The sequence below is a fragment of the Pseudomonas sp. AN-1 genome (assembly GCF_034057115.1).
Classification (GTDB): domain Bacteria; phylum Pseudomonadota; class Gammaproteobacteria; order Pseudomonadales; family Pseudomonadaceae; genus Geopseudomonas.
Genome location: NZ_CP139195.1, coordinates 2,400,182 through 2,412,865, shown reverse-complemented (window position 1 = coordinate 2,412,865; position 12,684 = coordinate 2,400,182). Strand labels below are relative to the sequence as shown.

The 12,684-nt window shown below is 70.3% G+C and carries 15 protein-coding genes and 1 pseudogene; 13 read left to right on the top strand and 3 right to left on the bottom strand.

The window, feature by feature from the left end:
- Positions 1-59: 59 nt before the first annotated feature.
- The 3 genes from folX to folM are packed head-to-tail and all read right to left on the bottom strand — an operon-like array spanning position 60 to position 1,738.
- Positions 60-431: a dihydroneopterin triphosphate 2'-epimerase gene (gene folX / locus SK095_RS11250; protein WP_136491152.1), complete on the bottom strand. Its 372-nt coding sequence runs from the start codon at positions 429-431 to the stop codon at positions 60-62.
- On the bottom strand, positions 432-1,001 hold the full coding sequence (gene folE, locus SK095_RS11245) for a GTP cyclohydrolase I FolE (protein ID WP_136491151.1): 570 nt from the start codon (positions 999-1,001) through the stop codon (positions 432-434).
- Between the two features lie 26 nt (positions 1,002-1,027).
- Positions 1,028-1,738, bottom strand: a complete 711-nt coding sequence (gene folM, locus SK095_RS11240) for a dihydromonapterin reductase (RefSeq protein WP_320546354.1) — start codon at positions 1,736-1,738, stop codon at positions 1,028-1,030.
- Positions 1,739-2,114: 376 nt separating this feature from the next.
- Between folM and SK095_RS11235 the strand changes: the two genes are divergently transcribed.
- The 13 genes and pseudogenes from SK095_RS11235 (at position 2,115) to SK095_RS11175 (ending at position 12,679) form a co-directional block, all read left to right on the top strand.
- Positions 2,115-2,567 carry a flavodoxin domain-containing protein gene (locus tag SK095_RS11235; protein ID WP_201486653.1) on the top strand — a complete coding sequence of 151 codons (453 nt, stop codon included), beginning with the start codon at positions 2,115-2,117 and terminating at the stop codon, positions 2,565-2,567.
- A 194-nt stretch (positions 2,568-2,761) separates the two neighbouring features.
- The gene (locus tag SK095_RS11230) at positions 2,762-3,784 is read left to right on the top strand and encodes a Leu/Phe/Val dehydrogenase (protein WP_201486652.1); all 1,023 of its coding nucleotides are present in this window, start codon (positions 2,762-2,764) and stop codon (positions 3,782-3,784) included.
- Positions 3,785-3,854: 70 nt separating this feature from the next.
- Positions 3,855-4,952 carry a pyruvate dehydrogenase (acetyl-transferring) E1 component subunit alpha gene (gene pdhA / locus SK095_RS11225; protein ID WP_320546353.1) on the top strand — a complete coding sequence of 366 codons (1,098 nt, stop codon included), beginning with the start codon at positions 3,855-3,857 and terminating at the stop codon, positions 4,950-4,952.
- The gene (locus SK095_RS11220; RefSeq protein WP_201486650.1) at positions 4,945-5,931 is read left to right on the top strand and encodes an alpha-ketoacid dehydrogenase subunit beta; all 987 of its coding nucleotides are present in this window, start codon (positions 4,945-4,947) and stop codon (positions 5,929-5,931) included. The genes pdhA and SK095_RS11220 overlap by 8 nt, the downstream gene beginning before the upstream one ends.
- Positions 5,932-6,048: 117 nt before the next feature.
- A complete protein-coding gene (locus SK095_RS11215; protein WP_320546352.1) occupies positions 6,049-7,161 on the top strand; it encodes a dihydrolipoamide acetyltransferase family protein in 1,113 nt (370 codons plus the stop codon).
- 102 nt (positions 7,162-7,263) lie between these two features.
- Positions 7,264-7,839 (top strand): annotated as a pseudogene (mobA, locus tag SK095_RS11210) (molybdenum cofactor guanylyltransferase MobA); the annotation flags it as partial.
- 57 nt (positions 7,840-7,896) lie between these two features.
- Entirely contained in the window at positions 7,897-8,373 is a 477-nt protein-coding gene (gene moaC, locus SK095_RS11205; protein WP_136491631.1) for a cyclic pyranopterin monophosphate synthase MoaC, read from the top strand.
- Complete coding sequence (locus SK095_RS11200) at positions 8,370-8,618, top strand: MoaD/ThiS family protein (RefSeq protein ID WP_136491628.1); 249 nt, start codon at positions 8,370-8,372, stop codon at positions 8,616-8,618. The genes moaC and SK095_RS11200 overlap by 4 nt, the downstream gene beginning before the upstream one ends.
- Position 8,619: 1 nt before the next feature.
- Entirely contained in the window at positions 8,620-9,069 is a 450-nt protein-coding gene (gene moaE, locus SK095_RS11195) for a molybdopterin synthase catalytic subunit MoaE (protein WP_136491627.1), read from the top strand.
- A gap of 223 nt (positions 9,070-9,292) precedes the next feature.
- Positions 9,293-10,276 carry a GTP 3',8-cyclase MoaA gene (gene moaA, locus SK095_RS11190; RefSeq protein ID WP_414153888.1) on the top strand — a complete coding sequence of 328 codons (984 nt, stop codon included), beginning with the start codon at positions 9,293-9,295 and terminating at the stop codon, positions 10,274-10,276.
- A gap of 106 nt (positions 10,277-10,382) precedes the next feature.
- Complete coding sequence (locus tag SK095_RS11185; RefSeq protein ID WP_136491626.1) at positions 10,383-10,724, top strand: ArsR/SmtB family transcription factor; 342 nt, start codon at positions 10,383-10,385, stop codon at positions 10,722-10,724.
- Between the two features lie 115 nt (positions 10,725-10,839).
- Complete coding sequence (locus SK095_RS11180; RefSeq protein WP_320546350.1) at positions 10,840-12,099, top strand: OmpP1/FadL family transporter; 1,260 nt, start codon at positions 10,840-10,842, stop codon at positions 12,097-12,099.
- A 106-nt stretch (positions 12,100-12,205) separates the two neighbouring features.
- The gene (locus SK095_RS11175) at positions 12,206-12,679 is read left to right on the top strand and encodes a hypothetical protein (protein ID WP_201486644.1); all 474 of its coding nucleotides are present in this window, start codon (positions 12,206-12,208) and stop codon (positions 12,677-12,679) included.
- The last annotated feature ends 5 nt before the right edge of the window (positions 12,680-12,684 follow it).

The window sequence follows — 12,684 nt, the reverse complement described above, 5'->3', positions numbered from 1 at the left end:
GGGGAGGTCGATCATAAGAGCCGTGGCCGCGGCGGACAATGCCGGGCGGCCGCGGGCGTTCAGCGATGGCCGGCGAGGGTGATCGACACCGACTCGGCGAAGCGCAGGGCATGCGGCTTGTCCACCTCGACCTCGGCGTAGCGCACCGCCGGGTGAGCCATGACCAGGTCGAGGATCTCCTGGGTCAGCCGCTCGAGCAGGGCGAAGCGGTTCTCCTCGACGTGGCGGATGATCGCCTTGGTGATGGTGCGGTAGTTCAGCGCCTGGTCGATGTCGTTGCCCTGCACGGCGTCGCGGGCCGGGTAGAGGATGGTCAGGTTGATCAGCACGTCCTGCTTGTTGAGGATCTCCTCCTCCTTGATGCCGATGAAGGTGCGCAGGCGCAGGTCCTTGACGCGGATGCGCGCCATGCCGGGTTCCAGTCGAGGCATCTACTTGCTCCGTCCGATCAGCTGGAGGAATTCCTGGCGGGTGTTGGTCGACTGGCGGAAGGCGCCGAGCATCACCGAGGAGGACATCACCGAGTTCTGCTTCTCCACGCCGCGCATCATCATGCACATGTGCTGGGCCTCGATCACCACGGCCACGCCGGCGGCGTTGGTCACCTGCTGGACCGCCTCGGCGATCTGCCGGGTGAGGTTTTCCTGGATCTGCAGGCGGCGGGCGAACATGTCGACGATGCGCGCCACCTTGGACAGGCCGAGCACCTTGCCGGTGGGGATGTAGGCGACGTGGGCCTTGCCGATGAACGGCAGCAGGTGGTGTTCGCACAGCGAGTACAGCTCGATGTCGCGGACGATCACCATCTCGTCGTTGTCGGAGGCGAACAGCGCGCCGTTGACGATCTCCTCCAGCGACTGCTCGTAGCCGCGGCACAGGTACTGCATGGCCTTGGCGGCGCGCTTGGGCGTGTCGCGCAGGCCTTCGCGCTCGGGGTTCTCGCCGAGGCCGACGAGAATCTCATGGTAGTGCTGGGTGAGTTGCGACAGTTGATCGCTCATGTTCGATTCCTCGTGGCGGCCCGGGCTCATTTCAGGTGGCGGCCGCCGTTGACGCACAGGCTGGTGCCGGTGACGTAGGGGTTGTCCAGAAGATAGCGCAGGCTCTGGTAGATGACCTCCGGCCCCGGCTCGATGCCGAGGGCCGACTTGGCCAGGGTTTTCTCGCGGTAGCTCGCGTCGTCGTGGTCGTTGAACATCACCAGCGCCGGGGCGATGGCGTTGACCTTGATCCGCGGGGCGAACTGCGCGGCGAACGACAGGGTCAGGTTCTCCAGGCCGGCCTTGCTGGCGCAGTAGGCGACCCGGTTGGCGCTGCCGCGGCGGGCGACGTCGTCGGTGATGTGCACGATGTCGGCCGTCTCGCTGCGTTCGAGCAGGGCGCGGCAGCGCAGGTTGATCAGGTAGGGCGCCAGCATGTGCACGCTGACCATGCGCGCGAAGGCCTCGGCCTCGTGGCCCGGCTCCTCGCGCAGCCAGTCCGAGGCGTTGTGCACGATGGCGCGCAGGCGGTCGGTGTGCCGCTGCAGCAGCTCGATGAAGGCGAGGATGCCGGGCTCGCTGGAGAAGTCGGCCGGCAGGGTCAGCGCCCCGCGCCGGCGCAGATCGTCCAGCGCCGGCCGCTCGCTGCGGTAGCTGACGATCAGCGGCTGGCCATCGTCGAGCAGGCGCAGGGCGCAGTGCAGCCCGACTCGCTGGCTGGCGCCGGTGATCAGGATGGGGGCGGGTGACTGGCTCATGCATGCCTCGCGCAAAAGGGTGGTTCAGCGGCACAGCCGCCGGGTACCTGACAAGTGCGGGACGGAGTACCGGCTGAACCAGGCACAAAGTTATACCAGCGACTCGCTCTGTACAACCCTGCGAGATGTGTGGGCTAGGGTCGTGACCGCGCGGAGGCGGCGGAAAGCCTCCTGAACCGCAGTTTCTCGGGCTCTGCCCTCCTCGTGGGGTGATGTGATGTTGTACGCGTGATTGCTTGTTGTATAACTGCGTGGAAGATTTTGCTCGCCTCAGGCCCCCAGGCCGGCGCCGTCCGCTTGCGATGCCGGTACGGGCGCCGCCATGCGGCGATCGGGCATAATGCCCGGCCTTGTCAGAACGCCCGGGAGGGCCGCCATGCTCCAGCTCGCCATCGTTTCCGGTTCCGCCTTCGGCACCGCCGAGGAGGTCGCCCGCCATGCCGAGCAGTTCCTGCAGGACGCCGGCATCGAAGCCCGCCACCTGCCGCGCGTCGCCCTCGAGGAGCTGCTGGCCCTGGACCCGCAGGCGCTGCTGGTGGTGACCTCGACCACCGGCATGGGCGAGGTGCCGGACAACCTGCAGGGGCTGCTCGACGAGATCGAGGCCTGGCAGCCCGACTGGCGCGGCCGGCCCGTGGCGGTGATCGGCCTGGGCGATACCGCCTATGGCGAGCAGTTCTGCGCCGGCGCGCTGCAGGCGCACATGCTGCTGCTGCGCCTGGGCATGCGCGATCTGCAGTCGCAGCTGCAGCTGGACGCCAGCGAGACGGTGACCCCGGCCGAGGACGCCGAGCCCTGGCTGGCGCGCCTGGCCGCCAACCTGGGCTGATCGCGCGGCGCGGCCGGCTTTCCGTACAGCGCTCGGCGGACAGCCCGCCGTGCGGGGCCTATACTCGAGGCAGAAGAAACAGAAGCGTCACGCGGCCTGCGGGTCGCGATGCCAACTGCTCCGGGGCGTCGCCATGGGGACCGCCGCCGGGTATCGGCATAGGCGCCAGACACCGACCAGTCAGGAGTACGCCCATGTTCGCGATCATGGAAAACGCGCGTCTCGAGGAACTGCACCTGGCCAGCGACCCGGCGACGGGTCTGCAGGCGATCGTCGCCATCCACAACACCCACCTCGGTCCGGCCCTCGGCGGCTGCCGCTATCTCGGCTATGCCGATGTGGACAGCGCCGTGCGCGATGCCGCGCGGCTGGCCCGCGGCATGAGCTACAAGGCCGCGCTGGCGGGCCTCGCGCAGGGCGGCGGCAAGGCGGTGATCATCCGCCCGCCGCACGTCGCCGACCGCGCCGCGCTGTTCGAGGCTTTCGGCCGCTTCATCGACAAGCTCGGCGGCCGCTACATCACCGCCGTCGACAGCGGCACCTCGGGCGTCGACATGGACTGCATCGCCCGCCACACCCCGCACGTCACCAGCACCACCGCCGGCGGCGATCCCTCGCCGCACACCGCGCTCGGCGTGTTCGCCGGCATCCGTGCCACCGCCAGGGCGCGCCTGGGCAGCGATTCGCTGGAGGGCCTGACCGTCGCCGTGCAGGGCCTCGGCCACGTCGGCTTCGCCCTCGCCGAGCACCTGGCCGCGGCCGGGGCGCGGCTGATCGTCAGCGACATCGACGAGGGACGCCTGGCGCTGGCGGTCGAGCAGCTCGGCGCGCAGCCGGTGGCCGCCGACGCCCTGCTCGGCGTGCCCTGCGACATCCTCGCGCCCTGCGGCCTGGGCGGGGCGATCAATGCGCAGAGCATCGCCAAGCTGCGTTGCGCCGCGGTGGCCGGGGCGGCCAACAACCAGCTGGACAGCCCGGAGATGGGCGACGAGCTGACCGCGCGTGGCATCCTCTACGCCCCCGACTACGTGATCAACTCCGGCGGGCTGATCTTCGTCGCCCTGCAGCACCAGGGGCGCAGCCCGGCGGAAATCACCGCCCACCTGGCGCAGATCGGCCACCGCCTGGAGGAGATCTACGCCGAGGCGCAGGCCGAGCGACGCTCGCCGGCGCGGGTCGCCGACAGCCTGGCCGAACGGCTGATCTACGGTTCCTGAATGCGCTGTCCCACGCCTGCCGCCCAGGCGGCAGGCCGCCACGCACCGGCAAGGTGCCAGGGAGGAAGCCATGCCCCACAGCTCCATCGAACTGCCCTACACCCGCTACCTCGACGCCGACGGCCGCCCGCTCGGACCGCTGCCCGACTGGGCGCTGGACGGCGAGCGGCTGCTGCCGCTGTACCGCGCCATGGTCCGCACCCGCCTGTTCGATCAGAAGGTGATCGCCCTGCAGCGCACCGGGCGCATCGGCACCTACGCCTCCAGCCTCGGCCAGGAGGCGGTCGGCACCGCCATCGGCAGCCTGCTGCGCGCCGACGACGTGCTGGTGCCCTACTACCGCGACACCGCCAGCCAGCTGCTGCGCGGGGTGAGCATGAGCGAGATGCTGCTGTACTGGGGCGGCGACGAGCGCGGCAGCGACTACCGCGGCGAGGTGGCGCGCGGCGACTTCCCGCTGTGCGTGCCGATCGCCACCCAGGCGCTGCACGCCTGCGGGGTGGCCAGCGCCTTCAAGATCCGCGGCGAGCACCGCGTGGCGCTGACCACCTGCGGCGACGGCGCCACCAGCAAGGGCGACTTCCTCGAGGCGCTCAACGTCGCCGGCACCTGGCAGCTGCCGGTGGTGTTCGTGGTCAACAACAACCAGTGGGCCATCTCGGTTCCGCGGCGCATCCAGTGCGGCGCGCCGACCCTGGCGCAGAAGGCGCTCGGCGCCGGCTTCGCCGGCGAGCAGGTGGACGGCAACGACGTGATCGCGGTGGTCGAGCGCCTGCGCCTGGCCATCGAGCGCGCCCGCCACGGCAAGGGGCCGACCCTGCTGGAATGCGTCACCTACCGCCTGTGCGACCACACCACCGCCGACGACGCCACCCGCTACCGCAGTGCCGAGGAGGTCAACCAGGCCTGGCACGAGGAGCCGGTCAAGCGCCTGCAGAGCTACCTGGTCGGCCAGGGCCTGTGGGACGAGAGCCGCGAGCAGGCGCTGGTGGCCGAGTGCCAGGCCGAGCTGCAGCGGGCCATCGACGCCTACGAGGGGCTGGCGGCGCAGGACCCGCAGTCGGTGTTCGCCCACGTCTACGCCAGCTGGCCGCCGGCGCTGGCCGAGCAGCGCGAGCAGTTCGCCGAGCGCATCGCCCGCCGCACGCAAGGAGCCGACCATGAGTGAGAAAAAGTACAGCCTGCTGGAGGCGGTCAACCTGGCCCTGCACCGCGCCATGCACGAGGACGAGAACGTGGTGGTGCTCGGCGAGGACATCGGCGTCAACGGCGGCGTGTTCCGCGCCACCCTCGGCCTGCGCGAGCAGTTCGGCCTCAAGCGGGTGATCGACACGCCGCTGGCGGAGAACATGATCGCCGGCCTGTCCATCGGCATGGCCACCCAGGGGCTGCGGCCGGTGATGGAGATCCAGTTCCTCGGCTTCATCTACGCCGCCATGGAGCAGCTGGTGTCGCACGCCGCGCGGCTGCGCAACCGCACCCGCGGCCGGCTGACCTGCCCGCTGGTGGTGCGCTCGCCGATGGGCGCCGGCATCCGCGCCCCCGAGCACCACAGCGAATCCACCGAGGCGCTGTTCGCCCACGTTCCCGGCCTGCGCGTGGTGGTGCCGTCGTCGCCGGCGCGCGCCTACGGCCTGCTGCTGGCGGCCATCGACGACCCCGACCCGGTGGTCTTCCTCGAGCCGACCCGCCTGTACCGGATGAACCCGCAGCCGCTGGAGGACGACGGCCGCCGCCTGCCGCTGGACAGCTGTTTCACCCTGCGCGAGGGCAGCGACCTGACCCTGGTCAGCTGGGGCGCCAGCGTGCACGAGACCCTGCAGGCGGCGAGCGCGCTGGCCGAGCGCGGGGTCAGCGCCGAGGTGATCGACGTCGCCTGCCTCAAGCCGCTGGACCTCGACACCCTCGAGGCCTCGGTGCGCAAGACCGGGCGCTGCGTGATCGTCCACGAGGCGCCGAAGAGCGGCGGGGTGGGCGCGGAGATCGCCGCCAGCCTCTACGAGCGCGCGCTGCTCGACCTGCACGCGCCGATCCAGCGCGTCGCCGCGCCGGACATCCCGCCGCCGCTGTACCGCCTGGAGCCGTACTACATCCCGGACGTCGGCGACATCCTCGCCGCCTGCGAGGCGGTGCTGGAGTACGCCTGAGCCGGTAGGGTGCGCCGTGCGCACCGACATGGACTCATCCGGCCGGTGCGCACGGCGCACCCTACGGCCGAACCCTCCCGGGCCGTCCAGGCCGGGGAGAAACTGGGGGAACGGAACATGAAACACTTCAAGCTGCCCGACCTCGGCGAAGGCCTGCAGGAGGCGGAAATCGTCCAGTGGCACGTCAAGGCCGGCGACAGCGTCAAGGCCGACCAGCTGCTGGTCTCGGTGGAGACCGCCAAGGCCATCGTCGACATTCCCGCGCCCTACGACGGCGTGGTGGCCAGGACCTACGGCGCCGAAGGCGACATCCTCCACGTCGGCGAACCGCTGCTGGCCTACGAGGGCGAGGGCGAGGACACCGGCACCGTGGTCGGCAAGCTGGAGGCCGGCGAGGGTGGCGGGGGCGACAGCTTCTTCGTCGGCGCCGCGCCCTCGACCCGCGAGCACCTGGCGCCGCGCGCCACCCCGGCGGTGCGCCAGCTGGCCCGCCAGTTGGGCGTCGAGCTGGCCGGGCTGTCCGGCTCCGGCGCCGACGGCCTGATCACCCGCGCCGACGTCGAGGCGGCCGCCGAGAGCGCGCGCACCAGCTTCGGCGGCGAGCGCCTGCGCGGCGTGCGCCGCAGCATGGCGCTGAACATGGCCCGCGCCCACGCCGAGGTGGTGCCGGTGATGCTGGTGGAGGACGCCGACCTCAGCCGCTGGCCGTCCGCTCGCGATCCGCTGGTGCGCCTGGCCCAGGCCATCGCCGCGGCCTGCCGCGCCGAGCCGGGGCTCAACGTATGGTTCGACGGCAAGGCCATGGCGGTCCGCCAGCACGACCACCTCGACCTGGGCATCGCCGTGGACACCCCGGACGGGCTGTTCGTGCCGGTGCTGCACAATGTCGGCGGGCGCACGGCCGACGACCTGCGCGAGGGCATGCGGCGCATGCGCGAGGCGGTCAAGGCGCGCTCGATCCCGCCCAAGGACATGATGGGCGCGACCCTGACCCTGTCCAACTTCGGCACCCTGTTCGGCCGCTACGCCAGCCCGGTGGTGGTGCCGCCGCAGGTGGCGATCATCGGCGCCGGCAAGATCCGCGACGAGCCGGTGGCGGTCGACGGCAGGGTCGAGGTGCACCCGATCATGCCGCTGTCGCTGACCTTCGACCACCGCGTGGTCACCGGCGGCGAGGCAGCGCGCTTCTTCAAGGTGCTGGTGGAGGCGCTGGAGCAGCCGGAGGGCTGACGCGGTCCGCACCCATGCCCCTCCCCGGTGCGCGGAATCCCTTGGGGAGCGAATGCCTGGCGGGCGGTGTACCATCGGGCCATGTCCACCCGGAGTCCCGCCATGTCCGCCGCCGACCTGCCGCCCTGTTCCATCCTGCTGCTCGCCGGCGGGCGCGGGCAGCGCATGGGCGGAGCGGACAAGGGCCTGCTGGAGTTCGCCGGCCGGCCGCTGATCGCCTGGCTGGCCGAGACGGTCAGGCCGCTGAGCGACGACCTGCTGATCTCCTGCAACCGCAACGCCGGGCGCTACGCGCCCTTCGCCGACCGCCTGGTGGCGGACGCGGAGGGCGGTTTCCCCGGTCCGCTGGCCGGCATCCGCGCCGGCCTCGCCGCCATGCGTCACGACTGGCTGCTGGTGCTGCCCTGCGACGCCCCGCTGGTCGATGCGCCGCTGCTCGAGGTCATGCGCCGCGAGGCCCTCGGCGGGTCGGAGCGGCCGCTGCTGCTGCGCCAGGCCGGGCACTGGCAGCCGCTGTTCGCCCTGATTCCGCGCCGTCTGCTGGGCGAGCTGGAGCGTGCCTGGCAGGCCGGCGAGCGCAGCCCGCTGCGCTTCCTGCTGGCCCATGGCGCCCGTGCGCTGGACTGCGCGGCGGACGATCCGCGGCTGGCCAACCTGAACACCCCCCAGGCGCTGGCGGCGGCTGGCATGGCGCTTGCTGAATCCGATTCCTCATCCACTGCCGGGAGCACCGCGATGCTGACCCATCTCGACGCCGCGGGGCGCGCCAACATGGTCGACGTCACCGCCAAGGCCGTCACCGCCCGCGAGGCCTGCGCCGAGGCGCTGGTGCGCATGCAGCCGCACACCCTCGGGCTGATCCTCGACGGCAGCCATCCCAAGGGCGACGTGTTCGCCGTCGCCCGCGTCGCCGGCATCATGGCGGCGAAGAAGACCCACGAGCTGATCCCGCTGTGCCACCCGCTGCTGCTCACCGGCATCCGTGTCGAACTGGAGCCGGAGGGGCTGGACGCGGTGCGCATCGTCGCGCGCTGCAGGCTGGCCGGACAGACCGGGGTGGAGATGGAGGCGCTGACCGCCGCCAGCGTCGCCGCGCTGACCCTCTACGACATGTGCAAGGCGGTCGACCGCGGCATGACCATCGAGCGCGTGCGCCTGCTGGAGAAGAGCGGCGGCAAGAGCGGCGACTACCGTGCGGAGGAGCCGGCATGATCGAGGTGCGTTATTTCGCCCGCTACCGCGAGGAGCTGGACTGCGACGGCGAGCGCCTGCCCTGGTCGGCCGAGCTGGACAGCCTGGAGGCCCTGCGCCAGCGCCTGCTGGCGCGCGGCGGCGCCTGGCAGGTGCTGGCCGAGCAGTGCCTGATGTGCGCGCGCAACCAGGAGCTGTGCAGCCTCGCCGAGCCGCTGGCCGACGGCGACGAGGTGGCCTTCTTCCCGCCGGTGACCGGAGGCTGAGATGACGATTCGGGTACAGGTGGAAGCCTTCCTGCCGGGCGTCGAACTGGAGGCGCTGCACGCCGCCAACGCCGGCATCGGTGCGCTGGCCTCCTTCGTCGGCTACGTGCGCGACTACAACGACGGCCGGGAAGTCGCCGGCATGACCCTCGAGCACTATCCGGGGATGACCGAGAAGGCCCTGGCCGGCATCGTCGAACAGGCGCGCTCGCGCTGGCCGCTGCTCGGCGTGACCATCGTCCACCGTGTCGGTCGCCTGCTGCCCGGCGAGCCGATCGTCTTCGTCGGCACGGCCAGCGCCCATCGCCAGGCCGCCTTCGCGGCCTGCGAGTTCATCATGGACTACCTGAAGACCCGCGCGCCGTTCTGGAAGCGCGAGGACACCCCGGACGGTGCGCGCTGGGTCGACGGCCGTGCCAGCGACCGGGCGGCGGCCGAGCGCTGGGAGTAGCGGGGCAGGGATGCTTCGCCATGGTGCGCCGGCAGTGTCCCGCCGCATGGCATGCCCTGCATCGGTGCGCGTCGGTGCGGCCCAGATCCCGAGCAGCGTGCTTAACTATTGAGCGAGGTGTGCCGGCGATCGCCCGGTGCCGCACTGGTGCAGTCCTTGCATCCGGGCGGCACACCTGACCGCTGCGGCGGCAACCGAGGAGAGTCCCGTGATGAACGACGCCATGCTGCTCGACGGCCATGGCCGCAGGATCGACTACCTGCGCCTGTCGGTGACCGATCGCTGCGATTTCCGCTGCGTCTACTGCATGGCCGAGGACATGACCTTCCTGCCGCGCCAGCAGGTGCTCGGTTTCGAGGAGATCGTGCGCATCGCCCGGCTGTTCGTCGGCCTGGGGGTGCGGAAGATCCGCCTGACTGGCGGCGAGCCGCTGGTCAGGCGCGGCATCGTCGACCTGTGCCGGCAGATCGCCGCGCTGCCCGGTCTGCGCGAGCTGGTGATGACCAGCAACGGCTCGCAGCTGGGCAAGCTCGCCGCACCGCTGGCCGAGGCTGGGGTCAGGCGCCTGAACATCAGCCTCGACAGCCTGGATGCGGCCAGATTCCACGCCATCACCCGCACCGGCCAGCTCGACCTGGTGCTGGCCGGCATCGAGGCGGCGCGCGCGGCGGGCTTCGCCCGCATCAAGCTCAACAGCGTGATCATGAAGGGGCGCAACGACGACGAGGTGCCGGCGCTGGTCGACTTCGCCGTGGCCAACGGCCTGGACATCAGCTTCATCGAGGAGATGCCGCTGGGCCAGGTCGGCCGCGACCGCGGCGAGGCGTTCTGCTCCAGCGACGAGGTGCGCGCGCGCATCGCCGAGCGCTACCGGCTGTTCGACAGCCCCGAGCAGAGCGGCGGGCCGGCGCGCTACGTGCGCCTGGAGGGCCATCCGCAGACCCGCGTCGGCTTCATCTCGCCGCATTCGCACAACTTCTGCGCCAGCTGCAACCGCCTGCGCCTGACCGCCGAGGGGCGCCTGCTGCTGTGCCTCGGCCACGAGAACGCCCTGGACCTGCGCGGCCTGGTGCGCCGCCATCCCACCGAGGACCGGCCGCTGATCGAGGCCATAGGTGCGGCGCTGCAGCGCAAGCCGCTGCGTCACGAGTTCGCCAGCTCCGGCGAGGTGCAGGTGCTGCGCTTCATGAACGCCACCGGGGGCTGACTTCCTCCTCAAGTACGACAGTTGCGGCCGTGACGCTGATACGGGTTCGGGTGATAATGTTTCGCTTTCCGCATCTGCAGGTCAGCGTCACAAGGAGCTCCCACCCATGACCGAAGCCCAAGCCGATCTCGACATGCAGCTGATGCGTGCCGCCGCTGCGGAGGCGGCCGGCGTGCTGCGCACCCTCGGCAATCCGGACCGACTGCTGCTGCTCTGCCAGCTCAGCCAGGGCGAACGCTCGGTCGGCGAGCTGGAGGAGATCCTCGGCCTGCGCCAGCCGAGCCTGTCGCAGCAGCTGGCGGTGCTGCGCAACGAGGGCCTGGTGCAGACCCGCCGCGACGGCAAGCGCATGTTCTACTCGATCGCCGAGCCGAAGATGCTGGTGCTGCTCGGCACGCTCTACCAGCTGTACTGCCCGCAGGGTGACGAAGCGAACGAACCTGAATAGAACTTTCAGGAATTAAAATATCAGCTAATATTATAATTGCACGTTATGTATTTTATTTAATATTGCCCCCGTTCCGGCCAGCCTGTGGCGGCCACGCGTTTTCGGGGGAGTTTCCGTGTCGTTCCACAAGCCGCTTCTCGCTGCCCTGCTCGTCGGCAGCGCCGCCATCAGCCCGCTGGCCTGCGCCACCAACGGCTATTTCGCCCACGGTTACGGCATCAAGTCCCTCGGCATGGCCGGCGTCGGCTATGCCCTGCCGCAGGACGCCCTGGCCGCCGCGACCAATCCGGCCGGCACCGCGCTGGTCGGCAACCGCCTCGATCTGGGCGTCACCTGGTTCAAGCCCGAGCGCAGCGTGGAAATCAGCGGCTCTCCCGTGCCGGGCGCCAACGGCCACTACGACGGCAACGACACCGAGTCCTTCCTGATCCCCGAATTCGGCTACACCCGCCAGCTCGGCGAGCGCTTGGCATTCGGCCTGGCGGTGTACGGCAACGGCGGCATGAACACCGACTACGGCCGCAATCCGTTTGCTGCACTCACTGGCGTGCAAGGCGAGGCCGGCGTCGACCTGAGCCAGGTGTTCGTCACCCCGTCGCTGGCCTGGCGTTTCAGTGAGCGCCACAGCTTCGGCATCGGCCTCAACTATGCCTGGCAGCGCTTCGAGGCGCGTGGCATCGGCGGCTTCGCCGCCATGTCCGAGTCGCCTGCCAAGGTCAGCGACAACGGCCACGACCACTCCGACGGCTGGGGTCTGCGCCTGGGCTGGACTGGCCGGCTCGCCGACAGCCTGACCCTCGGCGTGGCCTGGTCGTCGAAGATCAAGACCGGCAAGTTCGAGCGCTACGAGGGCCTGTTCGCCGACCACGGCAGCTTCGACATCCCGGAGAACTACGGCATCGGCCTGGCCTGGCAGGCCACCGACCGCCTGACCCTGGCCGCCGACGTGCAGCAGATCGACTACAGCGACGTGAAGGCCATCTCCAATCCGGTCAGCGTGCTGTTCCAGGGCCACCTGCTCGGCTCCGAGGACGGCCCGAACTTCGGCTGGGAAGACATCCGCGTCTACAAGCTCGGCGCCAGCTATGCGGTCAGCCCGCAGCTGACCCTGCGCGGCGGCTACAGCTGGGCCGACCAGGCGCTGGACAAGGGCGAGACCTTCTTCAACACCCTGGCCCCCGGCGTGGTGCGCGAGCACCTGACCCTCGGCGCCACCTGGGCGCCCGAAGCCGACCACGAGGTCAGCCTGTTCTACGCCCATGCCTTCAGCGAGGAGCTCAAGGGACGCCACTCGATGCAGAACTTCGGCGGCGGCGAGGTGGACCTGAAGATGCAGCAGGACAGCGTCGGCATCGCCTACGCCTGGAAGCTCTGAGACGATTTTTCGCCCGGATTCTGGCGCGACACCGTAAACTTGCCGCACCCGCGGGGCGACCGATCGGTCGCCCCGTTTCGTTCCGGGTTGATTCAGCGAGGATTTCATGCAGGACAACGCTTCCCCGGCAGTCGCCGGCCAGGTCGGTTACGTCGCCATCGAGCAGCCCTTCGGCCTGCAGCCGCCCCGGGTGCATTGCCCGATCTGCGGCCAGCAGCAGTTCGTCGAGCAGGACGACGAGTACCTGGAAACGCCCTGCGAACATCTGGCCTTCGTGTTCGGCGGCGAGGAGGACGAGTTCGTCTACGCCTCGGCCGACTTCGCCGAGCGTTTCGAGCGCTTCGATGCCGAGCTGGACGCGCGCTTTCCCGACGAGGAGGCCCGCGCCAGCGCCGAGTACGAGGAAGCCAGCAGCTTCTACCGCGACCTGTTCGCCCGGCGTCTGGCCGATCTCGGCTATGGCGCCAGCCTGCTGGCCCTGCGCATCACCTACGGCGGCATGGCCGAGGGAAACCCGGTGTGGTTCAGCGATGTCTACGGTTTCGACTATGCGTCGATCCGCGAGGATGACGCGCCGTAATCCTT

Excerpts from the sequence above, each read along its gene's own strand:
- SK095_RS11235 (WP_201486653.1), top strand. The coding sequence starts at position 2,115 with ATGCTCCAGCTCGCCATCGTTTCCGGTTCCGCCTTCGGCACCGCCGAG.
- SK095_RS11220 (WP_201486650.1), top strand. The coding sequence starts at position 4,945 with ATGAGTGAGAAAAAGTACAGCCTGCTGGAGGCGGTCAACCTGGCCCTG.
- SK095_RS11175 (WP_201486644.1), top strand. The coding sequence starts at position 12,206 with ATGCAGGACAACGCTTCCCCGGCAGTCGCCGGCCAGGTCGGTTACGTC.
- SK095_RS11215 (WP_320546352.1), top strand. The coding sequence starts at position 6,049 with ATGAAACACTTCAAGCTGCCCGACCTCGGCGAAGGCCTGCAGGAGGCG.
- folM (WP_320546354.1), bottom strand. The coding sequence starts at position 1,738 with ATGAGCCAGTCACCCGCCCCCATCCTGATCACCGGCGCCAGCCAGCGA.
- folE (WP_136491151.1), bottom strand. The coding sequence starts at position 1,001 with ATGAGCGATCAACTGTCGCAACTCACCCAGCACTACCATGAGATTCTC.
- moaC (WP_136491631.1), top strand. The coding sequence starts at position 7,897 with ATGCTGACCCATCTCGACGCCGCGGGGCGCGCCAACATGGTCGACGTC.
- SK095_RS11200 (WP_136491628.1), top strand. The coding sequence starts at position 8,370 with ATGATCGAGGTGCGTTATTTCGCCCGCTACCGCGAGGAGCTGGACTGC.
- SK095_RS11185 (WP_136491626.1), top strand. The coding sequence starts at position 10,383 with ATGACCGAAGCCCAAGCCGATCTCGACATGCAGCTGATGCGTGCCGCC.
- moaE (WP_136491627.1), top strand. The coding sequence starts at position 8,620 with ATGACGATTCGGGTACAGGTGGAAGCCTTCCTGCCGGGCGTCGAACTG.
- folX (WP_136491152.1), bottom strand. The coding sequence starts at position 431 with ATGCCTCGACTGGAACCCGGCATGGCGCGCATCCGCGTCAAGGACCTG.
- moaA (WP_414153888.1), top strand. The coding sequence starts at position 9,293 with ATGCTGCTCGACGGCCATGGCCGCAGGATCGACTACCTGCGCCTGTCG.
- pdhA (WP_320546353.1), top strand. The coding sequence starts at position 3,855 with ATGCCCCACAGCTCCATCGAACTGCCCTACACCCGCTACCTCGACGCC.
- SK095_RS11230 (WP_201486652.1), top strand. The coding sequence starts at position 2,762 with ATGTTCGCGATCATGGAAAACGCGCGTCTCGAGGAACTGCACCTGGCC.